We start from the raw sequence: 26875 nt of genomic DNA on the forward strand, positions 1-26875 counted from the left end.
AATGGAGCATATATGAATAAGGTTAGAGAAAATATCTGGACAATATTTTTCCTTCTTTTACTCATAATACTTACATTCATTATTATCTTTATCATGGTAACTAACAGGCCTGAGAAAGAGACAGAAATCAAAATCGGCGGAATTTTTATTGATTCGATAGATGATGATGGTTGGAGTGAGATACATTATGAGGGCTTAAGTGCGGCTTGTGAAAAGCTGGGCCTTCCCCTTGAAATAGTTGAATATGTAAATGAAAATGCAGAAGATACCGCTCCTGCAGTAGAAGAGCTTGTGAAAAAGGGCTGTAATGTTATTTTCCTAACCAGTGGCGGATTTGGTAATAATTGTCAGAAGATTCTTGAAAGCTATCCTGATGTAATTTTCTATACAGTATCTGAAGAATGCGACGCATTCAATACCTCTACATATTTTGGCAGAATCTATGAAATGAGATATCTGGCGGGTATTATTGCGGGTTGCATGACAGAAAGCGATACCCTTGGCTATGTTGGTGGTACAAATTGTCCTCAGGTGGACCGAGGTGTCAATGCCTATTATCTTGGTGCAAAATCAGTTAATCCCGATGTAAAACTAAAAGTCAGATTCATTGGTTCCTGGAGCGATGAAGAAGCAGAGCGCAAAGCAGCCGAAAAACTCATATTTGAGGACGGCGCTGATGTGCTTACTTTTCATGCAAGTCATCCTGTAACCATAGATGTGGCTGAAGAAAACGGAGTCTATTCGATTGGCTATAACAGCGTAAAGAAAGAACATTCAGATAAATTCCTTACGGCAGTTGTTTTTGAGTGGGAGCCTTTGTACGAAGGCATACTAGCCGATTATTTCAAGGGAAATATTGGCAGCAAAAATGCATATTGGTGGGGAGCTCAGTACGGTGTTGTAAGTCTTAGCCCTTTTTCCAGCGAAGTTCCCGAATATCTCGTTCCTATTATTGATGAGAATATGGAGAAGTTCCGAAACGGTTGGGATTGCTTTATGGGCAATATCTATAGAAATGACGGCACAAAGATGTGTAATGGGAAGGAGAGAATAAGTGATGATGCTCTTCTTTTCAGAATGGACTGGTTTGTGGAAGGAGTAGAGGTTTATGAGTGACAGACTCCGTTTCTACAACAGAGGCCTTATGGCGGTTTTGGTACTTTTTGGTCTTGTAATGATTGGCTTTGGCATACTTATCAGTCAGCGCCTTGATTACAGGATTAATGAGTATGCAGTAAGTCTGATTCAGCAGGAGTCAAAGGATGCCGGAAATCTCTATTCCCAGAGACTGATGACTGAGATGTATACCCTTCATAGGATGGGACAACTTCTGATTGCATACGAAGAAGAAGATAATAATAACAATCTTGAAAAAACAATAAAGGTTATGGAAAGTGTCTACAAGCATGATGTAGGTGTGGTTGTAGGTATAATGGCAGCTGACGGAGAAGCATTATATGGTGATGCTCTTTCCGTTGATGATTATGAGGGAATACTTACATCTCTTCATGGATATTCTGCGGTTTCATACCAAAGAAGCGGTGGCATTCTATTTTCATATCCCGTTCTTCAGGAAGACAATGTCAGATATGTTTTATATAAGCTGTGCTCTGCAAGCTATATTCGGAAATATTATGATGTTGATGGGTTTAAAGCTCTTGGTACACCCTTACTCATGAGTAAGGATGGCAACATTATCGTATATAAAAGCTCCATGACAAACGCTGACCATAGATTCTATGAAAGTAATTCTGCGCAGGATGTGTTTTCCAAGCTAAGAATGCGCGGCGACCTTACGGCGTCAGCTGTTTCCATGGAAAATACCATTAATGGTAAGCAAATATTCTATTCTGCAGAAGTAGAGAACACTGACCTTTTCATAGCAGGAAGTGTGGACAGGGATACCGTAGTACATAAGATTATGTTCCTAAAATCAACAGGTATGACGGTTTATTTTGGTCTGTTACTGCTTGTGATGGTGCTCGCAATGTATCTTATAAGCGCATCAGTTAAAGTACGCGAAAGCAAGGAGCTTATTCAGGCAAAAGCTCTGGCAGAGCAGGCATCCCAGGCAAAAAGTGATTTCCTTGCAAATATGTCCCATGAGATCAGAACGCCTATCAATGCAATTCTTGGTATGGATGAAATGATTCTCAGAGAGTATCAGGATCCTGACCTTAAGACCTATGCTTTTAATATCAAGAATGCTGCAAATACTCTGCTTAACCTGGTTAATGACGTGCTTGATTTTTCAAGGATTGAATCAGGCAAAATGAGCATTATTCCGCAGGAATATGAATTGTCAGTACTTATCTCTGAAGTCTTGTTCATGATGAATGACAGAGTTGCCAAAAAGGGACTTTATCTGCATATTAACGTAAATCAGAACACTCCCGGTAAGCTGTATGGTGATCCCACCAGAATTAAACAGATAATAATCAACCTACTTACAAATGCTATTAAATATACAGAAAAAGGCGGCGCAGATCTCATAATTGATTTTGAAAAAACAGAGGAAGATGACACCATTTTCCTAAAGGTTGGCGTGACAGATACAGGCATTGGAATGAAGCCTGAGGATGTAGAGAAGATTTTTAATGCCTTTGAGAGATTTGATGAGATTAAAAACAGAACTATTGAGGGAACCGGCCTTGGAATGAGTATCGTTAAAAAACTCCTTGATCTTATGGACGGTGATATCGATATAAAGAGTACATACGGTGTCGGCAGTGAGTTTGATGTTAAGTTAAAGCAAAAGGTTGTATCCTACGAACCTATTGGAGAATACAAGCTGGCAATAGAAAAAGCTATTGTAGAAAAAGAAGACTACAGACCAAGCTTTGTGGCACCGGGAGTAAATGTGCTTGCTGTTGATGATACGGAAATCAACCTGTCAGTTATGAGGGGATTGTTAAAACAGACAAAGGTCAATCTTGTGTGCTGTACCAGTGGTAAAGAGGTTCTTGAAAAGCTTGAAAACGAAAAGTTCGACATCATGCTTATAGACCACAGAATGCCTGAAATGGACGGAGTTGAACTTCTTAAGAGAATCAGAAGCAATACAGAAAATGAGAACCACAACAGTATATGCATAGCACTTACTGCCAATGTCATTGAAGGTGTAAGAGAAATATATCTTAATGCCGGATTCAATGACTATATGGGAAAACCCGTTAATGGACCAGACCTTGAAAGAATGCTTCTAAAATACATACCCAAGGAAAAGCTATCAGATGAAACCCCGGATGAATCAATGGAAATTGCAGGAGAGAAGGTATCTGATGTGGCAGATAATTCTTATGTTCCTGCAAATGATTCGGGTGATGATGCTAAAGTATGGGAAGCTATTGAAAAGCTTGATAAGGACGGCATTATCAACATCGAAGACGGTATCAATTTCTCGGGAAGCAAAGGCTTATTCCTGGATACACTAAGATTTTTCAAGGAATCTATTGATAATAAAGCAGATGAAATTGAAGAGTACTACTTCAAGGATGACTTCAAAAACTATTCAGCAAAAGTACATGCACTAAAAAGCTCTGCCAGACTTATCGGAGCTAAAAATCTATCCGATAAGGCAAGGGAACTTGAAGAAGCAGCAAACAGAGACGATATTGATTTTGTTAGGGATAATAATTACGAACTTATATCTGAGTACAGGTCATTTAGGGAGATTCTTAAAGACATTTGAGGTGCCTTATGGATAAAAGAAGAATCCTGGTTGTAGATGATGATGAGATAATCATACGACTTACTAAAGGAATACTTTCAGATAAATATGATATTGTTACGGCAGATTCAGGACAAAGGGCCATTGACATCTATGCGGATGTTAAGCCCGATATGATTCTGTCTGATCTTATCATGCCCGGAATGACCGGCTTTGAGATGATGGAGAATCTCAGAGCCAAATACAATATTATCATCCCTGTAATGTTCATGACTGCACTTTCAAGTGACGAAACAGAGGAACAAAGTCTTACGATAGGAGCAGTTGATTATATCAGAAAACCCTTCAAGGCAGATGTACTGCTGCACAGAGTAGATAACATCATGGCTAATCTTGATCAGATAAGAGGTCTTCGGGCTGCTGCCGAGAACGACACCATGACAGGGCTTTTAAATAAGACAACCAGCATGCGTGAAATTGACCAGGCTGTAAGAAATGGTCAGGGCATACTTATGATGATAGACCTCGACAGCTTTAAGCTGGTTAATGATATCTACGGTCATGAAAAGGGCGATCAGATTCTTATAAGGTTCGCTGAAATACTAAAGAGTATCATGAGATCCTCTGACATAATCGGAAGAGTCGGTGGTGATGAGTTCATAGCATTTTGTCAGAATACAAAAGAAGAGAGAATGCTAAGGGAGAGGACCGAGTTCTTAAACAGAAAGCTCTTTAACTTCGCAAAAGAATGTCTTGCAGAAGACATGAACATTCCTCTTGGATGCTCCATAGGCGCAGCAATCTGTCCTGATGAGGGAAATGATTTTAACACGCTTTTTAAAAAGGCTGATGAAGCACTATATGAAGCTAAGCATAACGGAAAACACGGTTATGTAATTTATAAGCACGGCGAGGATGAAGTAAATGAAAATAAACCGGATAATAACTCAGAGATCCGAATGATCCTGGGAGAGCGAGAAGGTCAGCGTGGCGCCTATGTTCTACCTATGGACCAGCTAAAAACTGTTTACAGATTCCTTATAAGAGTAGAAAAGAACTATCCCAGTGATATTCATTTTATTGTTTTTACATTGGAGAGTAGAAACGGTCATGTAAGTGAATACAGAGATAAGTATATGGAGGTCATGGCTTCATGCCTCAGAGGAAGCGATATCGTGGCAAAGTATGGTGATGATAAAGTGATAGCGATACTGCTTAAAGCCTCAGCTGAGGACTATCATGTCCCTCTTGAGAGAGTAATGATGAAATGGAATGAAATGCATGAATCGCTGGAAGTAGAAATCAGCTACACTGTTGAAAATCTGATGACGTAGTTTTAAATAAAGATAAAAAAAATAATGTTAGGAAAAATGGCTTAATTTCAGATTTGGAATTAAGTCATTTTCTTTTGAACAAGGCCAGGTTATATCTGATGTTATTCAGAGTTATACCGGGGCTGAGAAAAAGAGCGTTCAGAAGGTTGATAAGTCTAAGGCCCACAACAGAGATTTCTATAAGCGTCCTGTTGTTGTAGCTTCTGCCGGAGGCGGTGCTGCTGCAGGAGCAGGTGCAGCTGCAAGTGCTTCAGCAAGTGCCGGTGCTTCAGCATCAGTAAATGTGTCAGGCGGTGGTAATACAAGCGTTAATTACACCAACGTCGAGTCTACAGTAGTAAATCAGACTAACGTTTATGTAAGTAATCCCGCACCCAGTTCAGCTGCAGCAAGCACACCTGTTTCAAGTGGCTTTGATTCATCAGGTATTGCTTCAAGTATTGAGAGTGCTACAAGTCAGATGACATCAGGCGGCGGAGCATCCAATATGGCAAGCGGTATCGCTGCGGCAGCCGTTGGAGCTGCAACAGCCGCCGCAGCAGGAGGAGCTGCAGCCACATATCTTAAATCCAAAAAGGAAAATGAAACTGAAGAAGTTGCTGAAACAAAATAATGTAATAGTGATGGGGATTTCACTTTAGATGGTCGGATTATCTGGGTGAGATCCCCTTTTTATGTTCATTATTTCATTACTATTTCACCGTGTGAGGGTCTTATTCTCATCTTATTTGAAGTAGAAATAAAATGGACACCATAATTTTCATTTGAGTACTAAATAACGGCTTAACAAATTCTTAAAAGTGCATAAAATGGATGTTTTTCGTTGATTTTTCGGGGGGTGGTATCATTAAGGTATAAGATAGATACAGGATATCTGTCTTTTTTGATTAATGTGATAAAGAGGTGATGAATGAATCGAGAAAAATAAAATTTTTTAGAAGAATAAAGGATAAAATAGAGGAAAGGAAAATGTGTTTATGAGAAATTTGTTATCAAAGAAATATGTCAATTATTGTTTAACCATACTTTTTGTCGCCATGCTTTTAGTTTGTAATGGAACCAGTGTTAAAGCTGACGATGATGATGATGATTATGTGACAAGTGACTGGCTTCAGGATTTTGGGGGTAGATTTGGAGAATATTATGACACCAGTGATGGTCAAACAAAGCCGGCATACATTATAACAGGATATGGTGGAGAAAAATCCAGCATAACAATAGATAGCCATGTAACAACATCTAAGGGACGAAACTATCCTGTAGTAGTTAGCTCTTTAGGCTTGAATAGTGAAACTCATGTTCGCGAGGTCAAATTTGTTAATGGTGTGAAAGTCATACCTAATATCAACTGGCCAATTGACGAAGGCTATTCATACAGTGCCGATGGGATAGTGAGAGGAAATGTCGACACGGTTGAAACAATAGATTTTTCCGGTGCTGATACAAGCTGCGCTCGAAATATGATGTATATGTTTAAAAATTTGCGAGGCCTTACCACCTTGGATATTAGTAATTTTGATACATCTAACGTAACATCTATGCGAGAAATGTTTGAAGGTTGCAGCAGAATGCAAACTATTAACCTTAAAGGGATTGATACTTCCAAAGTAACAACTATGGAAGCAATGTTTGATGACTGTGTGTCGTTGCAATCTTTGGATCTTTCTGGATTGAATACATCGAATGTTACTAATATGGGCATGATGTTCTGGGATTGCAGAAATCTGCAGACGCTTAATCTCACGGGCATTAATACGTCGAATGTTACAGATATGCACTATATGTTCTATGTAGATGTAGATGATTCAAAAAATTATGCAACATATTCAAAACTGACTTCTTTGGATCTTAGTAGCTTCAATACATCAAAAGTAACTAATATGAAATCTATGTTTTGTGGACAGGGGAATTTGACTAGTCTTAATCTGAGTTCTTTTGATACTTCTAATGTGAAATATATGGATAGTATGTTCACCTATTGCAGATCAATGACTCATTTAAATTTAAGTAATTTTAATGTTTCAAAAGCACAAACTATGCAAGACTACACTTCCCTTGGGCAGCATTATACGAATGTTAAGGATGTAGGATTGTCAAATTTGGTATTTGCTAGCATTGATACTCCGGTAATATCTGGATCGGGATGGGTTTATACACTGTTAGAGACAGTGGACATTCGCGCTGGTCAAAAACCTATTTATCGTTTGGATGATAATAAAGATGGTAAACCGGATAATGAGACCAATTACTATGATTCTCTCAGAATTGATGGCATTAGTCACAGATATCTCTTAGTTGGTTACTATGATTCTAATGATAATACACATCATTATTATAATAATGCTAATCAGGGAGGGAACCAGCAGGAACATAATAATACTAATGATGGACAGCAGGATAAAAACCCGGCACCTGATAGCCAGCAGGAAGCAGCTACTGATGATCAGACTAAAAAGCCTGTAAGCCCTTCGGAGGAAGAGAAGAAGGAGACCGTAGATAAAAAGCAGGCAAAAACTTCTGTGTCTAAGGTGAAGGCAGGAAAGAAATCCTTTACTGTTTCCTGGAAAAAGCAGACTGCAAAGGGAATCAAGGGTTACGAGATTCAGTATAGTATGGATAAGAAATTCAAGAAGGATGTCAAGATAGTCACAATTGGCAAGACCAAGACAACTTCCAAAAAGATCAAGAAGCTTAAGTCCGGAGAAACATACTATATAAGGGTTAGGACTTATAAGAAAGCTAATTCAAAGAAGGTATATTCTAAGTGGAGTAAGGCAAAGAGCATAACTGTTAAATAATGCAATTGAAGTAAAGGAAAAGATCTCGGGGGTGAAAGCACCAATGTCATTAAGTTAAGTGTGACGACAAAAAGACTCTTATACCAGAAATGGTATAGGGGTCTTTTTGTCTGAAAAAAATAGTTGACAGCAGGACTGAAAAGTGCGGCCGCTTTCGCTACTGATTATATTTTAGAGGTATCTGTATTATATGGATCTATGGTTGCTGCGCGTCTTCTATGTTCATCCTCAATTGCTGCGTAGTGTTTGGCTGTGGTATTTATATCTTTATGGCCAAGAACATCTGCAACAAGGCGAATATCACCGGTTTCTCTGTATAATGCCGTGCCGTAAGTGCTTCGCATTTTGTGAGGTGTAAGCTTTTTTCCGGGGACAGCCATCCTGGTGTATTTCTGAACCAGAATTTGCACGGATCTGACCGTAATGCGGCTTTTTCTAAGGGATAAAAACAGGGCTTTTTCCTTGGAATCAGCCAGTAATGTGGGCCTCTCAAACTCTATATAATCCTTAATAGCTTCCGCAACAGCTCTGTTAAAGTACAGAATCTGCGTATTTCCGCCTTTTCGGACAACTGTGAAGGAATTCTCATCAAAATTAAAATCATCAATATCAAGGCCGACGCACTCGGATACACGAATTCCAGTATTGAGTAGGAGAGTGAAGATAGCAGTATCACGGAGAGTAGTCTTCTCACATAACGCTCTCTGCCTGTCGGAAACTTTAATATTGGTATTGATTACAGTATCCATCAATGTGTTAACTTCATCAGAATTCATGCGAATAATATCTTTTTTCGGAGCTTTTTTCCTTTTTGCAGCTCCAAGTGTCGGATTATTTTTCAGATAATGATGAAGGCACATGAATTCGTAAAATCCGCGAACTGCTGACATACGTCTGGCAATTCCTTTTTCTTTATTTACATGCTTATTCTCGCCGTTATTAAACTGCAAAAATCGCTGGAATTCATTGATATCTTCAAAGGTAAGCTGGTCAAGAATTTCCAAAGGAATATCCTTGATTTTATCGTTATCACTTAATATTGGATTTTTCTCAGCGAGAAATTTAAAGAAAGTGATCAGATCATAGGCATAAGAAACCACGGTATTAATCTGTGAAGTGAGTTCCTTATCATCAAGAAATGATAAACAATATCCGGGAAGCTCAGCTTCAAGTTCATGTAATTTCTCTAAACGTGATAGATATAATTTACGATTGTATTCAGAATCAGCACCCATATAATTACCCCCAACAAAACCATAGAATTATGCGAAAACACAGAATCCATGCGGATCTGATAAATACATTATACCATACATTATAATTTCGTTAAAGAGAGATTTAGCGAAATAATAAATTTTTATCACTACACTCTTGTGCATAAATTGAAATATTTAACGCGACTTCACAGAACATTCCGCAACACTTTATTTAATCAGTCTAAGAACGTGCCTGTTACGTGTGATATAAAGTCAAAACAGCATAAAAATCCTCCTGCCATTAATTTGAAATAATAACAGGAGGGTTAAACTTACTTCTTATTCTTTACTCTCTTAACTGTTGCGTTCTTAGGAAGGCCTGATTTTTCAAGAAGTTTTTTGTTATTCTCAAAATTCTTGGCATTAGTTTGCACCTTTATGATCACATTCTTCTTGGTGTTCTTAAAGGCACCCTTTCCAACCTTCTTAAGCTTTCCTCTGATGACGACTATCTTGACCTTCTTACCGTAATTGAAGGCGTTCTTGTCGATAGTATTGATGTTTTTGCCTATATCAACTTTTGTTGCCTGTTTGCAGTTTTTAAGGAATCCCTTGCGGATTCTTGTAACTTTGTAGGTCTTGCCATTTGCTTTTACTGTAGCAGGAACGACTACTGTTTTGAGGCTCTTGCTGTTTACATTTTTGAGGTCTAATTTTGTACCATTAGCCTTTTTGAAGACAAATTGTGAAATCTGTTCATCAGTCTTGCTGTAATTGGTAACTGATATTGTTTTGCCATCAGCATTCTCTTTTGTAACAGTCTTGGTTCCATCAGGATTCTGCTGCGTATCATCACCTTCATCCTGGCTTTGCTTCTGCTCTTCTATTGTGACTGTAACACAAGCAGGTTCAGAATCTGTATGATTATCATCTCCTACTACCTTATACCATACATAGTAGGTTCCCGCATCGGTTTTTGTTGGGATGTCTGTGGTATAAGCCGATGCATCAGGTGCCGTGGTCGCATTCGTACCGAGAGCGTACTTCATCTCACCGCCGGTGGCTTTACCAGTCACATTCACAAGTGGTTTATCCGTTCCGTCATATGTTCTGTTATTTGCGGTGATGGTTGCGGGAGTTGCAGCCGCCTTGGTGATCGTCACGGTCACTTCTTTGGTTGCCTGTACATATGTATCGGTTTCTGCCGCAGTTACAACGACGGTTGCGGTACCGACCTTCTTGATCGTCAGTGCGCCGGTGGAGGAGTTCACGTCGATGTACTCCGCACTACCATCCTTGACCGCGTAGCTGATTGCGCCATTGCCGTTGGTCGTAGAAGAAATTTTCTTGTCCGTGTCGCCATAGGTCGCGGTCACATCAGCGGCGGTTATGGTCTGCGCGGCTTTATTTGCGTAGCCATACACCTCGATCGATGCGACGCCATTCATCTGAAAATTTTCTAGACACCTACCATTATCAAAATGAAGTTCAAACGGCGCACTTGAATCTGTGAAAGGGTCATAATCCCATTGTTTGAATATAACTTTGGTGATAGTGTACTCTTCATAGCCTGAAACTGTCAGAGTACCAGCATTGTCCCACTGCCATCCATATCTTCCACTTCCATCATAATTGGTATTATTATGTGAAACCGTAACAACTCCACTTGTAGTTTCACTGTAGGTTGTTTGACCTGTGGGTCTAATGGTGGTCAGCAGTGTCTCTGCTGGTGCCGCATACGCCGTCAGGCTCATCCCTGGCACCAGCCCCAGCACAAGCACAAGGCTGAGCAGGATGCTCAAAAGTCGTTTCTTCATTTTCATAAGCAATCTGTCTCCTTTCGCATTCACGGCTGTTATGGCCGCCGCTGAACCATTATTCACTTCCCGAAGCGCCCATCTCGTGAGCAAGCTCACTCGATGATACGGCATTCGCCGCATCTGCGTCCAGCTCGATAAACATCCGATCACAAGCAAGCTTGCATCGTCTGTTTATCTCCCTGTCCTTGGCGCTTCTCATTGCTAACGCACAAAAAACCGCCGAACCTGACAGGGTATACTTACCCCGTCAAGTCCGACGGTTATCCATCACGAATGTAGTATTCAGTTTTAGAGCAAGACAAAAAGGCGCAGTTTACCTTACTGTGCTGTGCTGTGCTGTGCGAGTGTAGCCCTGTTCCGCATGGCTGTCAAGCCTCCTGTGGTTTATTTTCTGATAAATTTCTTAATTATTTCAAATAAAAGCTTTTTGCTTTTTCTAAACCCCGACATTTATATATAATTATTATCTCAATTAAGTGTAAAGAAACCATTATCCAAGCAGTGGTTTTAGATTAAAATTTCATTAAATTATTATTAAATAGTTAATGTCGTACAGACTATGAATGTTTTATGCCCTGTAGATATTGATTACATTTTTATTCTCCATAGAGTTAGAAGGTAAAAAGGTAGCGATAACTTCTTCACTGTTCGCATTAAAAACTGCGAGGTATCACTCCCGCAGCTTTTCGTAAACAATATCAGTCTATTGATTGGACTCCATAGTGTATCAGTATTGGGTCTTTCATCCTCTGATTTCCTTAACAACTTTAACAGCTTCTTTTGTCATATCCTCAATCTTATCAAAGGCGCATGATTTAATAAGATCACCTTTAACCATCCAGCTACCACCACAACATGCAATTCTGTCATAAGAAAGATAATCTCTCATGTTCTTTTCATTGATTCCACCTGTTGGCATGAACTTAATGCCTGTGTAAGGTGCTGCCATAGCCTTGATCATTGCAAGTGATGCCTTTGATGCAAGGAAAACTGCAGGACCTTTAAGATCATCTATCAAGGGCTTTTACTTCGAATCAGAGCGTTACTCCATCCTTAAATATGGATATTTCTCTATACCCGGCGTCTTCCTGCCTGGTTTTTTGTCCACTTGCAACATCCAAAACATAGTCCAGGAGTCTGTCCCCTGCTTCATCCAGAGACTCTTTTCCTTCAGCTACCTTTCCTGCATTGAAATCTATCCAATTGCCTTTCTTCTCATATAGCGCAGTATTCGTTGAAATCTTCACTGTCGGAACAGGTGCCCCAAAGGGTGTTCCCCTTCCGGTTGTAAAAAGTATCAGATGTGCTCCTGCAGCTGTAAGGTCTGTAGTTGATACCATATCATTTCCCGGACCTGATAATAATGACAGTCCTTTAATTTTTACCGGCTCAGCATACTCCAGTACATCTGAAATCTGAGCACTTCCGCCTTTTTGAACACATCCACAAGACTTGTCCTCAAGAGTTGTAATCCCGCCGGCTTTATTTCCGGGGCTTGGATTTTCATATACAACCTGTCCGTGATCCACAAAATATTTCTTGAAATTTTCAACCATACAAACTGCTTTATGGAACGTGGCGCTATCCTTACATCTATTAAAAAGAATTGATTCAGCCCCGAACATCTCAGGAACCTCTGTAAGAACAGTAGAACCTCCCATAGAGATAAGTCTGTCAGAAAATCTGCCAACCGTTGGATTGGCAGTTATTCCTGAAAGGCCATCAGAACCTCCGCACTTCATTCCTACAATAAGCTCGCATGCATCTATTTCCTCACGCTTGGACTGGCCTGCATAATCCGCCAATTCTTTGAGAAGTTTGCTGCCTTCCTCAATCTCGTCTTCGCAGTCCTGACAGGTAAGGAATTTCACTCTTTCTCCGTTCCATTCCCTGAGTTCTTCCTTGAATTGTTCTGAAGTAAGATTCTCACACCCCAAAGAAAGAACAAGAACCCCACCTGCATTTGGATGTTTTACAAGTGCTGCAAGGACCCTCTTTGTAGTTTCATGGTCATCACCCATTTGAGAGCATCCGTACGGATGGGTATATGCAAATAATCCCTCAATTGATCCCTTTACAAGGTTCTGATTGTCTCTGGCCAATTTCTCCGCAATCCGGTTCACACATCCGACAGTAGGAATAATCCATATTTCATTTCTGATTCCTACTTTTCCTTTGGCTCTCCTGTAACCCATAAAAGTCCTGTTTGCTACTTTAGGAAGCAATGGTATTTCAGGTTTATACTCATATTTGGAATTCTCAGAAAGAGAGGTTTTGACATTATGTACATGCACAAAACTTCCTGATTTTATTTCATCTGTGGCAATGCCTATACAGTTTCCGTATTTTACTATCGAGGATCCTTCTGCTATGTCATTAAGCGCTACTTTATGCCCTCTTCCAATTGCCTCAATAGTTTTTAACCCATCTTCAGATGCATCTATAATTTCACCCTCTTCCAGGTCTCTAAGTGCAACTGCAACATTATCCAAAGGATGTATCCTGATACTATTCACCCTGAACCTCCCTCATGGCTTCATACATGCCCTTTTCATCTATCAGGGCAAGGTCTTTAATAACTGCTTCTTCAAATCCGGATAGTTTTATGAGCGCATCTCCCCACATCTTCTCATTGGCAATAATATCTCTTGCCAACTTCTCATTATCAGCATCTTTCAGAGCAAGGAACGCATCAAGTACCCATTCGTCATCTTTGATAAGGTATTCATTACTGTCTCTTTCTGCAACCAGAGCGCCTTCCCGCTTTTCATAACCTCTGTGATAAAAAGCAAGAAATGCAGCAAACGAAAATGTCAGTACTTTGGGTAACTCCTTCTTCTGTTCATAATACTCGAGTACTGTGTACATAACTCTTGCCTTCCACTTAGATGCTGAATTCAGGGAAATACTAAGCAGTTCATGGTCAATGAAAGGATTTGCAAATCTGTCTGTAACTGCGGCTGCGAAATCCTCAAGATCTTTCTTATCAAGTCCCTTGAGAACAGGAATAATCTCATCATAGAGAGCCTTATTCATATATCCCCTTATTACATCATCTTTCATGCAATCTCTTACAATATTCTGTCCTGCAAGATATGCACCCATAATCATAGATGTATGCGCACCGTTTAAGATTCTTACTTTGCGCTTTTTATAAGGATCAACATTATCTACTACAAGTATGGGAAGTCCGGCTTCTTCCACAGGAAATTCTTTCTTAATCTTCTGCGGTCCTTCTATAACCCACGCGCCAAACACTTCAGCCGTATCAATAATATTGTCTTTATATCCAAGCTCCTCACAAATAGCATCAGCTTCTGCTCTCGGATAACCTGGAACTATTCTGTCCACGAGTGTGGAGCAGAAAATATTATCATTATATACAAAGTCTCTGAATTCTTCAGACAATCCCCACTGATCTATATATTTATTTACGCACTTTAGTAGCTCATCTCCGTTTCTGTCTATGAGCTCGCAGGATAAAATAATAAATCCCGGAAGTTTGTTATTAAATCTTTCATACAGGAACTGTGTCAGTTTTCCCGGAAAACTTGCACACGGTCTATCCTCCGGTTTGCAGGAAGGATCATAAGCTATACCTGCCTCTGTAGTGTTGCTTACAATGAATCTCATTTCGGGATTTTTGGCACAGGCTAAGAATTCATCAAATTCTCTGTATGGATTAAGGCATCTTGAAACACTGGAAATAACTCTTTTGTTATTAACTTTTTGCCCATTTTCCTGTCCCCGTAAATAAAGTGTGTAAAGACCTTCCTGATCGTTTATCATATCAGCGAGTCCATGTTCTATTGGCTGACATAAAACAACCTTGCTGTTAAATCCTGCTTTTTCGTTCATAAGATCGATAAAGTAATCGACGAACGCACGAAGGAAATTTCCTTCGCCAAACTGAAGAACCCTCTCCGGTGCATCCTTTAGAAGGTATCCATCGTACCCCTTTTCCTCCAATAGTTTGTAACTAAGCTTCTCCATGTTAAAAGTCCTCCATTCAAAGAGAAAATTATCGTTTTTGGAAGTTCACATGTTTTATCAAGCTCCGACATAAGCTTTGCAATATTCCCTCCGCAGGAATTATTGGCAATTTTTCCGCATAATCATGAAAAATATGCTTTGCAGTCTCAGTTTGTAAAATAAAATCTTCATCTAAAAAACTTTTCATCTTTCACCAGCTCCCAATTAAAACCTTTTCTATAATACTAATTGCAAATCTTTATTTTTTATATAGCTTTGGGGTTTTAAACCAACTTATACAACAAGTACAACAATTTTTACAATATTTATGTCCGCCTTCTATAACGGCAGTTATTTTATATGTTTGCATACAATTTCTCCATTCTGCATTAATTCTGCCCTTGTTTATAATATTGCAATTATTGCTGTTTATGAGTTTTTTTGCAATTGTTGCTATTTTGGTATAGAATGTCGGATATGAAAAAGAATTTAACCAGCCAGTATGACGACAGACAGTATATGGAATCGCTTGATTTCGAACTATATTATTATCACGACACTAAGCCAACGGTCCGAACCGGTCTTCATAGGCATAAATATTATGAATTTTATTTTTTCCTGGAGGGACATGCAGAAGCTCAGGTACAGCAAGAGCACTATATGCTGAGCTACGGAGATATTCTGATTGTGCCTCCTTCTGTTACACATGGAATTTTCGTCCATGATTTTGACATACCCTACAGGCGTTTTGATTTATGGATCAGCAAATCAGCTTTTTCCGAAATGAAGCATCTGGGACAGGAATATGCATATGCCGTAAATATGGCGCTGACAGAGTCAAGACATGTCATTCACACTGACAGAATTACTTTTAATTCTATCCTTTCAAAACTTTTTTACATAATTGAGGAAAATAAGAGTGCCCGTTTTGGAAGAGAATGTCAGCTAAAGCTCAGCGTTTGTGAACTTATACTTACTGTTAACAGACTTGCGTATGAACAATTTAACAACAAAAAAATAACTCAGGATGTTCTGTATCAGAATATATGCGAATATATCGAAAGAAATATTGACGAGGACTTATCTTTGGACAGCATTGCCAATCATTTCTTTTTGAGTAAGTTCTATATTTCACATGTTTTTAAAGACAACATTGGCATCTCACTACATAAATATGTTGCAAAAAAAAGGCTTCAGCTATGTCACGATGCAATTTTAGGCGGTGAATCAATGTCTGAAGCATGCAATAATTATGGCTTTGAGGATTATTCAAATTTTTATCGCGCATTTAAAAAGGAATATGGAATATCACCAAGGGAGTTGGCTAAAACCGCAAAATTAAATACAGCGGAAGCTCAAAAGAAAACCCCTTAGGCATATTGCTAAGAGGTTTTCTGCTTAGGTGTTATATCTTACTGACTCCACTTCTCTTTCCAAAGTTCCATAATCTCCGGGTAGTGCTTGGGTGATAACAGGATTAGTGCAGTCACTATTCCAATAGCAGATGCCACAAGATTAGTCCAATCACTGATAAGCAGCTGTGTCGAAGCACCTCCGTTTGCAGTATAGTAACTGTTAATAAGGCCGACAAAATCCAGTGTAAAATGCGCGATCATCACAACCCACAGATTAGCAGTGCGTAAATATACCGCTCCAAAAACAGCTCCAACTCCGATACAATATGCTACCTGAAAAATACCCACCACAGGATTTTCGCCTGTTAAGATATTGGTTATATGTACTCCGGCAAACAATAATGTTGACAGCCAGAATATATGTTTTATCTTCTTCTCAGACTTGATCGTTCTCATGTAGTTGGCTATGCCGAGACCTCTGAATGCGACTTCCTCGGTAAATCCGGGCGAAAGGGCGGTTAAAAATGCAACAAGCACATTGCCTAGTCCAAATGTGTAAAGATCAATAGCGGCACCTATATAGTCGGCTATAAGTAAAGGAAGCATTACAATAATGCCCCACCTAAAGCCTTTCCAGCTAAGAAAGTTTTTGAGGTCAGGTCTGAACCAAAGTGCAAATATAATTGCTGCTATAATGACACCTATAGCGGCTCCGATACCGGATGCATTTTTCACAGTTGTACCGAATCCGATCATTTCTTTTGCATAACCCGGTATAAAATTTGAAAGTGGATTGTCTATCAGTGATGCACCAATAGATGAAAAAAGCATAACAAAGATAAGAAGAACAAAGTATCCGATTATTGGATGATCCAAAATAGTATGTTTCCTGGTCATGTTCAATTCCTCCTGTAACATATTAATTCTTAGAACTAATAACAGTATATAATTCAGGTCTTCTGTTTTTCATCCCCCAAACTTCGCGCTGTCTGTAGCTTCGGAGCTGATCAACATCAAGTTCTGCGATATAAATTCCTGCTTCTTCGCCTGCTTCAAAAACGCAGCAGTCTCTTGGACCGGCAAGCTCAGGAATATAAATTACTCCGTCAAACAATGTTGAATGTCCGTTACAATCCGGATGATTCGCCGGATAATTACATGTGGCTATGGCACACATATTTTCGTATGCTCTGCCGCGTAGCTGAGATAAACGGTTGATTTCCATGGGACATGCGTTAGGAACAAGAATAAGCTCTGCGCCTTTAAGCATCAGTACTCTGGCACTCTCAGGGAATTCTCTGTCATAGCAGATCATTGAACCTACCTGAATACTGCCCTCTTTTGTATCAAGAGTCTCTACAAAAAAATCATCTCCTGCGCCAAGAACGCCCTCGTCATCTTCTTCTCCGAAATCACAGATATGAACTTTGGAATACCTGTACACAAGCTTGCCGTGCCGATCAAAGAGACATACAGTATTTCTCGGTTTGGGTTCATGAGCTTCAAGCAAAGTTATTGCGATAGCCATATCAAGCTCTTTTGAAAGCGCTGAAAAGTGTTTTAAATAATCGCTGTCCAGAGAAAGTGCCTGTGTTTTAAGCTCAGCCTCGTTATGGGAAAACTGATATCCAATGCTCCACATTTCAGGAAATAAAGCTATATCGGCGCCTTTGTTTTTGGCTTCCTTGCAGGCTTCAATTCCGATCTTTAAATTATCATCTGTATTCTTTGTTGGAAGTATTTGTAAAAATGCTATTTTGAGTTTCATTTTTCGACTCACTTTCAGATTCTAAGTTTGGAAGAATCATTGATCAATACTCATCAAGGAAATTATGCCTTACGCCATTCTTTTTATATTCAATTATAGTGTCAACATGAACATTTTCAACGCTTCTGAAAATATTGGTTTCTACAAAAGGATTGGTCTTTTTTAGCTCTGCTATAAGCTTCTTTGTCTCAAGACGTTTACTGGTTGATGAACCATCGTCGTTTATGGTACTGCAGGTTTCTGTAAAGTGGCATGCGCACTGGAGAAAACGAAGCTCATTATAATCTCTCCAGGCACAGATATCCTCTTCTCTTACAAGATACATCGGTCTTATAAGCTCCATTCCCTCAAAGTTTGTACTGTGAAGCTTGGGCATCATAGACTGAATTTGTCCGCCATAGAGCATACTCATAAGTATTGTCTCTATAACATCATCAAAATGGTGACCCAGGGCTATTTTGTTACAGCCCAGCTCCTTTGCTTTACTGTAAAGATATCCTCTTCTCATCCTTGCACACAGGTAACAGGGATTTTTCTCTATTGTATCAACCGTATCAAATATTGTACTTTCAAATATTGTGATCGGTATTCCAAGTACCTTGGCGTTACTCTCAATAAGCGCTCTGTTTTCTGCAACATAACCCGGGTCCATGACAAGAAAAGTCAGATCAAAGTTTACATGTCTGTGACGCTGAATTTCCTGAAAAAGCTTTGCCATTAACATAGAATCCTTGCCACCTGAAATACAGACAGCAATATGATCGCCTTCTTCTATTAGCTTATAGATTTTACAAGCCTTGGCAAATGGCGCAAAAAGCTGTTTATGATATTTTTTCTGAATACTTTTTTCAGCACGCTTTATTCTTTCTTCTATATCGTTTGTGATTTCACTCATATAACTGAAATTTCCTTACTAAATCAAAATTATAAATATATGTCAGATATAACACTGAGTCAGGAATAACGTCAGGATGTATCCGTATAAGATTTTAAATTCTGTTCGTTTATTCAGCAAGGTGAAAATTTACATTTCACATTTTTCACATTTTCATAAAAAAACAGTCCCAATACTTCTTTATATTGAGACTGTCTTTTTGAAAATTCTTATTTAAAGTTTTCTTGTATTAATCTGCATTTTCAGAAGAATCTTCTACTTCTGCACCAGAATCAGCAGCTTCATCAGTGGATGTATTCTCATCGTCTGCTTATTCTGTGGTAGATTCTGTATCAATTGTATCCTCTACTGCTGTAGCTTCTTCTGTAGATTCAGTGCTTACCGCTTCTGAAGGATGCTTAGCAGCGTATACACGCCATCCTGCAAATGAACATAAAGCTAAAAGAAGTACTAAACTACAGATCTTCGCAATCTTAGCATTGCGTTTCTGCTTGGCAAGTCTTGCCTTTCTACCCTTTTTCTCTTTTTTGTACGCATCTACTTTTTCCTGACTCATTATTTTTGCCTCCCAAAAAGTTTTTTATCAATGTGTCAAGAATAGCAGGAAAATGTGTTTATTTTTTGAAGAATAAGTCTTAATTCGTAAATATTTAGAAGTGAAATTTGCTAACAGACTAATTTACCTTCACGCTCTTTTTCTTACTCCAATTTGAGTAGAACTTTTGACCATTCTTCATTGAATATGCTACCTCCATTCCCCTGAAATTTAAGTTAAAACTGCTTATGCTCTAATATAATGATACCTAATTTCATTAGATAAAAGGCCATTTTCATGTTTATTTAATAGAAATTTTAGCTGGTATATAGGAAGGATTTTGATTGTTTCGAAAACAAAAGAGCTGACGTTTAAATCAGCTCTTTTGCACAACATCATTCTGAGTTTCATAGTCTCCTGTTTTTGCTTAATCAGTCAGGATAAGGCATCTGAAACACCTGCTTCTCATCATCTTTTCTGGAGTACAGGATTCCATCCTTGGAATAAAAGGTTTCGTTTTGCACATCACAATTAAAGTATATAGCTGGCTCATAAAAGATAATGCTACCATCATCCTGCCTGAAACCAACGTATGGATTATTGACGAAACCACCGTAAATATCTACACTATTGATATTTTTTCCAAGATTTATTGTGAAGGTGAGTTTTTCGAAGGAAATTGGCGCATCATATAAGGACTCATCTTCACCTTTATAGTCTACTATTTTTTCATATAAAGGATTTTGCTTCATGTATTCTAACCTTGCATTATTCGCTTCCTCCCATTCCGGGGTACCTTCCTGAAGAGGTTTTCCATAAGGGCCTGTCCACTCTTCGAAGCCTTCATCGAATGACTTTAGTTTAATTCCGAAAAAATCAGGAACTCCAATATTCTTGAAGCCGCCAAGTTCTGTTATTTTCTCGCCTTCATCGGTGACATCCGGAATGTCTATAGTCAATCCTTCCTCTGATCCATCCCAAAGATACTCTTCAACGAGGCCTTCATGACTTATTTGGCCTATTGTTATTTCCAGATCTCCCATACGGATATCAGTGTTGCCTGTTAATGATCTATTGCCGCAGGCTGTTATTATGATAAAAAAGATGAGAAATAATGCTGGAAAAATATATCGAATATGCTTCATGAAACTAGTTCTCCTGATTATAATAATAAAAATTTGTATTACTGAAAATAAACTACGAAAAATATGTTTATATGAATTGTAGAACATTATATTTTTGCGACAATACAAGTATATTCGATTATTGTTCAGAAATGTTTACGGAATTTGAATAAATTGATGCATAATTCGTACTTGACAACAGGAAAATCAAGTGATACCTAAAAAATACAATGGAAGCGATAATCGTTTGTATTACGACTATCGCTTCTTTATAGTTTTTTTCTTTCTTATTCTATTTCAAGTTTTCCGTAAAGCACTTCTTTTGAGCTGTCTGCTGATGCGAAGGGCCCGGGGATAATATCCGTTCCTCTATGATTTCCAAGGAAATCAACATCAAAAGTAATAGGTGTTCCGTCAGGATTCTCGAACTTCTGCTCGGGCTCGAAGGCTTCGCCAAGAGTCTCTGTGGAGATCATATCTACCTTGAAGGACTTAAGGATATCATAGATGTTGGTATCAAGGAACCAGTCGCCATCTTTCTCTGTGACATCTACAGTTACTTTTCCTGAGTTATCAATGAAGGCGTTCTTTTCGTTTTTCCAGGGTGTTGCTCCTTCAAAATAAGCATTACCATCAATCCAAACAGGAAGATGTGAGAAATGAGCAGCCTCATGTTTTCTCATGTTGGGATACTCTTCTTCCATATCGAACTGCTTTATCCATTCATCATAAGTAGGATATTCATCCCAACAGTAAGTGCCAACCTTTCTGTTTTCAATCTGCTTCTCATTTGGATTGGAGTCGTTTTCAAGTACCCAGTCTTCAGAAGGCCATTTCTGTATGAAAATATTGTTGTAGAAACGATCATCGCCGTGGAGAATTGTCATGAAGCCCATAACCTCTGTTCTGTGAGGAATATGGTATGGGGTATATCTCCAACCTGTGCCCTCTCCAACCATTGTAAATGAGCCTGCGCAGAGGTTGTGAACCATGGCAACACCCTGAGTAGCAACGCGAAGTGATACATCTGAAAGCAGGATGTTGTTATCGATAAGCGTAGGGCCGTGACCAACTTCTACGAAAATATCCTGACAGGTCATGCCACCCTGCAGCTGCTTAGCAAAAGAGGGGCGCTCATTGTCGTGAAGAAGGTTCTGGCTGATACGTGTTCCCTGAGCTTCCCAGTCACACCAGATGCCCATTGTGCAGTTATGAATGTGATTTCTTCGCATAACAACGTCGATTGCCGCATGCATTTTGATACCTGCAATCTCGGCACCGCCAAGCTCCATCATGTTGTTGATATGATGAATATGGTTATCTTCAATAATGCTGAAAACACCGCCCTGACGACCGATGATACCACCCTGCTCGCAGTGATGGATGTTGTTACGACGGATGATGTGACCGCCGATTTTTTCCTTGAGCCATCCATAGTACTGACCGCGGCATACGGAATCTCTTTCCATCTGAGTGGGGCTCTTTACATGCTTTGTTGTGTAATAGTGATTGTTGTCAGGATCATAGTAACGACCGACACATATTCCTGCGCACTTACTGCCCCATATCTCACAGTCTTCTATGATCCAACCCTTACTCCAGTGAGGACTGATCATACCGTCCTGATATGCTGCAGGCGGAGCCCAGGTGGTAGCTGCCTTGTTGATATTAAAACCGCTGACTGTGATGTAGCCTACTCCTTCTTTTCCGGGCATAAAGCATTCGCGTCTTACATTTATCTCAACATTTTCTTTATTGGGGTCAGCGCCTCCAAAATTTGCATAGATTATAGTTTCATCATTTTCAGTATCCTGCTCGGCGTACCATTTTCTCTTTGAATTTTCGGGATCCCATGAGCATTCATAGACTTTTGCTTCGATGCATTCATCCAAAGTTACTGCTTCATATAGAGCCTGATCATTAAGCCATACGCAGCCTGTATGTTTATTGGGCGTTGCAAAATACCAGTCGCCATAAACAAGGGTTGTATAGGGATTGTATTCGCCAAATATTCCATTTTTTACCTTAGTTACCCATACATCACCTTGGAATTTTTTCCAACCTGTTACCTTTTCAGCACCTGTAATAATGGCGCCAAGAGGCTTTTCGCTTCTGTAAACTATTCTGTTTTCTTCTGTGCCGGCATTTATTGGATCAACGTATTCTCTGTAGGTTCCGGGAGCTACGATGACTTCATCACCGAGCTTTGCAATTGCTGCCGCCTGATTTATTCTCTTAAAAGGCAGCTCAAAAGTTCCATTTCCATCATGTGTCGCATTAGCATTTACGTAAATTTTCATAGGAAATCCTCTTTTCTTAAAAGCCGGAGAAGGAAAGACCCTTTCTCCGGCTATGAAAAACCTTATGCAGGTTACAATGTGATCTGTGTTTTTACTAAATCTTCAAGGGCTTCGCTGGAACCAAGGTAAATAGGATACTCCATCTTCTCAAGAACCCATTTTCTCTCTACAGGATTGTAGTATTTAAGCTTTTCAAGAGGTGTCTTAACAGTGACAACCTTGGACTCTCCTGCCTTTAAGAATACCTTCTCAAAACCGCGAAGCTGTCTAACCGGACGATCTACAGCAGAGTTCTCAAAACCTGCATAGAGCTGTACAACTTCGCCGCCGTCTCTGCCACCGGTATTTGCAACAGTTACCTTTGCAACAAGCTCATCACCCTCAACAGCTACGCTGGGATCACTGATCTTGAAGGTGGTATAGCTAAGTCCGAATCCATATGGGATAAGGGGCTTAACGTTATTCTTATCAAGTCTTGTGTATCCGTGGTAATACTCGTAGTACTGATCTGTGGCTTCCCAGTCAACCTTCGGAAGATCTTCTTCTTTGTAAGGAACAACGAAAGGAAGTTTTCCTGAAGGATTAACGTCGCCAAAGATTATCTCAGCCAGGGCTGTTCCGCCTTCCATTCCGGGATAATATGCCATGAGCACGGAGTTCACTTTATCTATCCAGTCTGTCATCATGATCATGTTGCCGCCGATAAGAACTACAACGGATTTTTCATTGATGCTTCCTGTCTCCTGAAGGAGCTTTACATCTTCATCGTGAAGTCCAAGTCCCTTCTTTCTGTCGCCTCCGATAGAACCTGTGTAGTTATCTGTAGTATCTGATGAAATGAATTCACCCTCATCATCATGGTTATATCCGACAACATATATAACTGCATCAGCTTCAGCAGCAATCTTCTTTACTTCATCAAGGTCTGCGCCATCAGAATATAAAATTTCAGCGGAAGGAACAGCTTCCTTTATGCCCTGCAAAGGAGTTTTTACATAAGGCGGTCTAACCCAGCTTGAACCCTGATCTCCGATTACATTTGCATCTGCAAGCTTCCCGACTACTGCAAGCTTCTTGATTCCCTTATCCAAAGGAAGGACATTTTTATTTTTTACAAGTGTAATAGCTTCTTCTGCGGCCCTCTTAGCCAGGTCAATGTGCTCTTTTGAGCCAACTACTGACATGTCATATTCCTTGTGATCTTTATCAAAAGCAAGGATTGTACGAACGATTCTGACTGCCGCATCATCGATTCTGCTCTCGGGAACAAAGCCGTCTTTTACTGCCTGAACGAGTCTTGGACCAAAGAACTGTGTCCAGAGCATCTCCATATCCTGTCCGCCGTTTGCGGCTTCTACGGTATCAAGAACGCCCCAGCAGAAATCCGACATTACAAAGCCGTCAAAATCCCATTCTTTTTTCAGAACCTGACTTAAAAGGTATTTGTGATGTCCGCACTGTACGCCGTTATAGCGGTTGTAAGAACTCATAATGCTGGCACAACCTGCATCCACGCAATCCTTGAAGTGAGGAAGATATACCTCCTGCTCGGTTCTCTGATCGCAGGTAACGCTTACCTTGAATCTGGCATTTTCCATGTCGTTAAAAGCATAGTGCTTTACGCATGCCATGATATCTTCGCTCTGAACACCCTTTACAAGAGAAGCACCCATTCTTCCTATCTGATAGGTTTCTTCGCCGTAGGTCTCCTGGCTTCTGCCCCATCCGGGATTGTAAGGAAGATTGATACAAACGCCTGCAAAAAGGTTGCCGCCAAAAGCTCTTACTTCCTGACCTATGGCATGTCCGATTTCTTCTTCCAGTGCAGGATTAAAGGTTGCACCTCTTGCCATGGAAACAGGAAAACAGGTTGTTTGGTTATTTCCGCAAACAACGCCTCTTGGGCCGTCTGCAAACTTCATGGGAGGAACGCCCTTATCAGGAAGGCCGCCTGCTTCGTAAGGTTTTACATTATAATGGGCACCTTCTTCTGTTCCAAGAACCAGCTCCATTATTTCACTTTCCTTCATGGACGTAGCATCGATATTACCGGCCATGAGGCTAACCTTCTCTTCAAGACTAAGTTCCCCAACAATTTGTCTGGCTTTTTCGTCGAAAGTCATTCTGTAAGTTTTATCTTTTTTCATACCGAGTTGTCCTTTCTGTTTTCACAAGGAAGTTCTGTTAGCCTTTAACAGCACCTGCCATCATACCTTTAACGAGCTTATCCTGGAACACGATGAAGAGTGTGATCATGGGAAGTACTGATAAGGTAAGAACTGCCATGATAATCGGGATATCCAGGGAATGCTCACCCTTAAACTGTCCAAGAGCAAGCGGTAATGTCTTGTGCTCAGGGCTGATAAGTAAGGTATTTGCAAATGCGAACTCATTCCACATTGAAACGCCGTTATAGATTGCAAGTGTTGACAATCCTGATTTTGATAAAGGAAGGATCATCATAAAGAAATTCTGATAGCGGTTGCAGCCATCGATTTCTGCCGACTCTTCTATCTCTCTCGGAATAGTTTTCATAAATGCTGTAAGAATGAAAACTGACATAGGAAGTGCAAATGCAACATAGGGACCTATCAAAGCTTTAAGTGAATCGTAGAATCCAACGGTAGTTGTCAGCTTGAAGATAGGGATAAGTGTTACGTGCATGGGCACAGACATCATTGCTACAATCGTTGCATAGATAAAAGGGTTTAATTTAAAACTCATTCTTGCAAGAGGATATGCAGCAAACGATGAGATGATCAGCATAAGTACAAGTGAAATTGCAACAACCAGTACGCTTCGGAAGAAATATCCAAAGAAGCCATGGGTAACAACCTCTACATAGTTGTTGAAATACCAGGGATCCGGAAGATGGAAAACACCCTGCTGCAGCATATCGAACTGCTTACGGAAGGAGTTCATTATCATGAAGAAAAACGGTGTAAGCGTAAGGACAAGCTGAATCAGCGCAAAGATAATTGCTATCGTCCATGCGATCCTGGATTTTATCTTGGACATGCGATAATCAGTATCATTTGATTTTCCGAGACTGTTTATATCTACTGCCATAGTACCACCATTCAAATTGTTATCTGTCATATTTAATATTCCTCCTTAACCTTAAATACCTTGTTAAAGAGTAATGCGATTGCCGTTATCAAAATGAACATTCCGGCTGCCACGCAGGAACCGTAGCCCATGTTAAATTGCTGGAATGAAAGTTTGTACATGTAGGTCGCCATGAGCTCTGTAGAACCTGACGGTCCACCCTGTGTCATGTTCCAGATCATATCGAAGTACTTAAGTGATCCGATAAGAGACATTGTGCAGGCTGTTTTGAAGATCGGTCCAAGAAGAGGTATGGCAATCATGCGAATGTACTGCCCTCTGGTAGCACCGTCGATTACAGCAGCTTCATAGATCGTGGTATCGATGTTTCCATATCCGGCGATGAAGTAAACCATATAAAAAGGTGTGAACTGCCATGCCATAACACCGATAACTGTGTAAAGTGCATTAGGTGCTGTACCAAGTAAATCGATTGTGGTTCTTTTACCATTTATAAGTGTTGCCAGAGAAGAAATGATTCCTCCGTTTGTTGCCAAAGCATAGTTAAAAAGGAATGCTATAGCAACTGAACTCATAAGATAAGGTAAAAACCATATTACTTTGAAGATATTGAATTTTTTGCCTCCGGCATCAAGGAATGTTGCGAGCAGCATACCGAGAGGAATCTGAATAAGTATGGAAAATACCATTACTATCAGATTGTGCTGAAATGATTTCCAGAACATTGCATCCTTTAAAAGAGCTTTCCAGTTATCAAGACCGATAAATACTCTTCCTGCCGAGATGCCGTTCCATTTATATCCGCTGATAGCGAATGTATCAATTACGGGATATACTATGAAAATTGCAATCAGTAAGAGCGCCGGAAGCAGGAACACTGTTGCTGCTTTGGCTGTACTCTTTGCTTTTGCCTGAGCAAGCCCCATATTGTTACTTTTATCCACGTTATCTCCTTCCTGTCGCCCTTAGGCGAATAAATAAGCAAAACTGCCCGCAGGAAAATAGTTATCCTGCGGGCAGCGGTTTTAATATCCAGCCG

The 26875-nt window shown here is 39.9% G+C and carries 20 protein-coding genes and 2 pseudogenes; 6 read left to right on the forward strand and 16 right to left on the reverse strand.

All coding sequences use genetic code 11. The annotated features are described in order from the left end of the window. Positions 1–12: 12 nt before the first annotated feature. The 5 genes from G610_RS19475 to G610_RS21935 all read left to right on the forward strand — a co-directional run bounded on the left by G610_RS19475 (position 13) and on the right by G610_RS21935 (position 7802). Positions 13–1116: a BMP family ABC transporter substrate-binding protein gene (locus G610_RS19475; RefSeq protein ID WP_051197523.1), complete on the forward strand. Its 1104-nt coding sequence runs from the start codon at positions 13–15 to the stop codon at positions 1114–1116. After that, complete coding sequence (locus G610_RS19480) at positions 1109–3691, forward strand: ATP-binding protein (protein ID WP_051197525.1); 2583 nt, start codon at positions 1109–1111, stop codon at positions 3689–3691. Before G610_RS19475 ends, G610_RS19480 begins: the two co-directional genes overlap by 8 nt. Before the next feature lie 8 nt (positions 3692–3699). Beyond that, on the forward strand, positions 3700–5004 hold the full coding sequence (locus G610_RS0102735) for a diguanylate cyclase domain-containing protein (RefSeq protein ID WP_026523554.1): 1305 nt from the start codon (positions 3700–3702) through the stop codon (positions 5002–5004). A gap of 283 nt (positions 5005–5287) precedes the next feature. Further along, complete coding sequence (locus tag G610_RS0102740; protein ID WP_026523555.1) at positions 5288–5617, forward strand: hypothetical protein; 330 nt, start codon at positions 5288–5290, stop codon at positions 5615–5617. Positions 5618–5981: 364 nt separating this feature from the next. Further along, on the forward strand, positions 5982–7802 hold the full coding sequence (locus tag G610_RS21935; protein WP_051197527.1) for a BspA family leucine-rich repeat surface protein: 1821 nt from the start codon (positions 5982–5984) through the stop codon (positions 7800–7802). Between the two features lie 164 nt (positions 7803–7966). On the opposite strand, the gene G610_RS19490 is transcribed toward G610_RS21935, so the two are convergent. The 7 genes and pseudogenes from G610_RS19490 to G610_RS23875 form a co-directional block, all read right to left on the reverse strand. Further along, positions 7967–9037 carry a tyrosine-type recombinase/integrase gene (locus tag G610_RS19490; RefSeq protein WP_051197530.1) on the reverse strand — a complete coding sequence of 357 codons (1071 nt, stop codon included), beginning with the start codon at positions 9035–9037 and terminating at the stop codon, positions 7967–7969. 293 nt (positions 9038–9330) lie between these two features. Beyond that, positions 9331–10821 carry a leucine-rich repeat protein gene (locus G610_RS0102755; protein ID WP_026523556.1) on the reverse strand — a complete coding sequence of 497 codons (1491 nt, stop codon included), beginning with the start codon at positions 10819–10821 and terminating at the stop codon, positions 9331–9333. A 52-nt stretch (positions 10822–10873) separates the two neighbouring features. Further along, the gene (locus G610_RS23295; protein ID WP_196809797.1) at positions 10874–11017 is read right to left on the reverse strand and encodes a hypothetical protein; all 144 of its coding nucleotides are present in this window, start codon (positions 11015–11017) and stop codon (positions 10874–10876) included. 543 nt (positions 11018–11560) lie between these two features. Next, a pseudogene (locus G610_RS19495) lies at positions 11561–11785 on the reverse strand (bifunctional 4-hydroxy-2-oxoglutarate aldolase/2-dehydro-3-deoxy-phosphogluconate aldolase); the annotation flags it as partial. A 67-nt stretch (positions 11786–11852) separates the two neighbouring features. Further along, complete coding sequence (locus G610_RS0102770) at positions 11853–13334, reverse strand: UxaA family hydrolase (protein ID WP_026523557.1); 1482 nt, start codon at positions 13332–13334, stop codon at positions 11853–11855. Continuing rightward, the gene (locus tag G610_RS0102775) at positions 13327–14811 is read right to left on the reverse strand and encodes a tagaturonate reductase (RefSeq protein WP_026523558.1); all 1485 of its coding nucleotides are present in this window, start codon (positions 14809–14811) and stop codon (positions 13327–13329) included. The genes G610_RS0102770 and G610_RS0102775 overlap by 8 nt, the downstream gene beginning before the upstream one ends. Positions 14812–14839: 28 nt before the next feature. Then, positions 14840–14998, reverse strand: coding sequence for a glucuronate isomerase (locus G610_RS23875; protein WP_155830938.1), 159 nt, complete (start codon positions 14996–14998; stop codon positions 14840–14842). Positions 14999–15267: 269 nt separating this feature from the next. Here G610_RS23875 and G610_RS0102785 point away from each other — a divergent pair, with 269 nt between their 5' ends. Continuing rightward, positions 15268–16164, forward strand: coding sequence for a helix-turn-helix transcriptional regulator (locus G610_RS0102785; protein WP_026523559.1), 897 nt, complete (start codon positions 15268–15270; stop codon positions 16162–16164). Positions 16165–16202: 38 nt separating this feature from the next. On the opposite strand, the gene G610_RS0102790 is transcribed toward G610_RS0102785, so the two are convergent. The 9 genes and pseudogenes from G610_RS0102790 to G610_RS0102830 all read right to left on the reverse strand — a co-directional run bounded on the left by G610_RS0102790 (position 16203) and on the right by G610_RS0102830 (position 26780). Further along, a complete protein-coding gene (locus tag G610_RS0102790; protein WP_026523560.1) occupies positions 16203–17042 on the reverse strand; it encodes a CPBP family intramembrane glutamic endopeptidase in 840 nt (279 codons plus the stop codon). Positions 17043–17064: 22 nt separating this feature from the next. After that, complete coding sequence (locus tag G610_RS19500; RefSeq protein ID WP_051197537.1) at positions 17065–17913, reverse strand: carbon-nitrogen hydrolase family protein; 849 nt, start codon at positions 17911–17913, stop codon at positions 17065–17067. A 43-nt stretch (positions 17914–17956) separates the two neighbouring features. After that, positions 17957–18784, reverse strand: a pseudogene (locus G610_RS19505) (tRNA 2-thiocytidine biosynthesis TtcA family protein); the annotation flags it as partial. A 334-nt stretch (positions 18785–19118) separates the two neighbouring features. Further along, positions 19119–19364, reverse strand: a complete 246-nt coding sequence (locus tag G610_RS0102805) for a hypothetical protein (protein WP_026523561.1) — start codon at positions 19362–19364, stop codon at positions 19119–19121. 410 nt (positions 19365–19774) lie between these two features. Beyond that, positions 19775–20488: a hypothetical protein gene (locus tag G610_RS0102810; RefSeq protein WP_026523562.1), complete on the reverse strand. Its 714-nt coding sequence runs from the start codon at positions 20486–20488 to the stop codon at positions 19775–19777. Between the two features lie 266 nt (positions 20489–20754). Next, positions 20755–22767 (reverse strand): right-handed parallel beta-helix repeat-containing protein, encoded by a 2013-nt coding sequence (locus tag G610_RS0102815; protein ID WP_026523563.1) that lies wholly within the window; start codon positions 22765–22767, stop codon positions 20755–20757. A gap of 71 nt (positions 22768–22838) precedes the next feature. Then, a complete protein-coding gene (locus G610_RS0102820; protein WP_026523564.1) occupies positions 22839–24914 on the reverse strand; it encodes a beta-glucosidase family protein in 2076 nt (691 codons plus the stop codon). A 37-nt stretch (positions 24915–24951) separates the two neighbouring features. Further along, positions 24952–25866 (reverse strand): carbohydrate ABC transporter permease, encoded by a 915-nt coding sequence (locus G610_RS0102825; protein WP_330367573.1) that lies wholly within the window; start codon positions 25864–25866, stop codon positions 24952–24954. 2 nt (positions 25867–25868) lie between these two features. Further along, positions 25869–26780 carry a carbohydrate ABC transporter permease gene (locus G610_RS0102830; protein WP_330366846.1) on the reverse strand — a complete coding sequence of 304 codons (912 nt, stop codon included), beginning with the start codon at positions 26778–26780 and terminating at the stop codon, positions 25869–25871. Positions 26781–26875 lie beyond the last annotated feature (95 nt).

This window comes from Butyrivibrio sp. MB2005, assembly GCF_000424285.1.
Classification (GTDB): Bacteria; Bacillota; Clostridia; order Lachnospirales; family Lachnospiraceae; genus Butyrivibrio.

Excerpts from the sequence above, each read along its gene's own strand:
- G610_RS21935 (WP_051197527.1), top strand. The coding sequence starts at position 5,982 with ATGAGAAATTTGTTATCAAAGAAATATGTCAATTATTGTTTAACCATA.
- G610_RS0102790 (WP_026523560.1), bottom strand. The coding sequence starts at position 17,042 with ATGACCAGGAAACATACTATTTTGGATCATCCAATAATCGGATACTTT.
- G610_RS0102775 (WP_026523558.1), bottom strand. The coding sequence starts at position 14,811 with ATGGAGAAGCTTAGTTACAAACTATTGGAGGAAAAGGGGTACGATGGA.
- G610_RS0102820 (WP_026523564.1), bottom strand. The coding sequence starts at position 24,914 with ATGAAAAAAGATAAAACTTACAGAATGACTTTCGACGAAAAAGCCAGA.
- G610_RS19475 (WP_051197523.1), top strand. The coding sequence starts at position 13 with ATGAATAAGGTTAGAGAAAATATCTGGACAATATTTTTCCTTCTTTTA.
- G610_RS19490 (WP_051197530.1), bottom strand. The coding sequence starts at position 9,037 with ATGGGTGCTGATTCTGAATACAATCGTAAATTATATCTATCACGTTTA.
- G610_RS23875 (WP_155830938.1), bottom strand. The coding sequence starts at position 14,998 with ATGAAAAGTTTTTTAGATGAAGATTTTATTTTACAAACTGAGACTGCA.
- G610_RS0102755 (WP_026523556.1), bottom strand. The coding sequence starts at position 10,821 with ATGAAAATGAAGAAACGACTTTTGAGCATCCTGCTCAGCCTTGTGCTT.
- G610_RS0102810 (WP_026523562.1), bottom strand. The coding sequence starts at position 20,488 with ATGAAGCATATTCGATATATTTTTCCAGCATTATTTCTCATCTTTTTT.
- G610_RS19480 (WP_051197525.1), top strand. The coding sequence starts at position 1,109 with ATGAGTGACAGACTCCGTTTCTACAACAGAGGCCTTATGGCGGTTTTG.
- G610_RS19500 (WP_051197537.1), bottom strand. The coding sequence starts at position 17,913 with ATGAAACTCAAAATAGCATTTTTACAAATACTTCCAACAAAGAATACA.
- G610_RS0102825 (WP_330367573.1), bottom strand. The coding sequence starts at position 25,866 with ATGACAGATAACAATTTGAATGGTGGTACTATGGCAGTAGATATAAAC.
- G610_RS0102815 (WP_026523563.1), bottom strand. The coding sequence starts at position 22,767 with ATGAAAATTTACGTAAATGCTAATGCGACACATGATGGAAATGGAACT.
- G610_RS23295 (WP_196809797.1), bottom strand. The coding sequence starts at position 11,017 with ATGAGAAGCGCCAAGGACAGGGAGATAAACAGACGATGCAAGCTTGCT.
- G610_RS0102785 (WP_026523559.1), top strand. The coding sequence starts at position 15,268 with ATGAAAAAGAATTTAACCAGCCAGTATGACGACAGACAGTATATGGAA.
- G610_RS0102735 (WP_026523554.1), top strand. The coding sequence starts at position 3,700 with ATGGATAAAAGAAGAATCCTGGTTGTAGATGATGATGAGATAATCATA.
- G610_RS0102805 (WP_026523561.1), bottom strand. The coding sequence starts at position 19,364 with ATGAGTCAGGAAAAAGTAGATGCGTACAAAAAAGAGAAAAAGGGTAGA.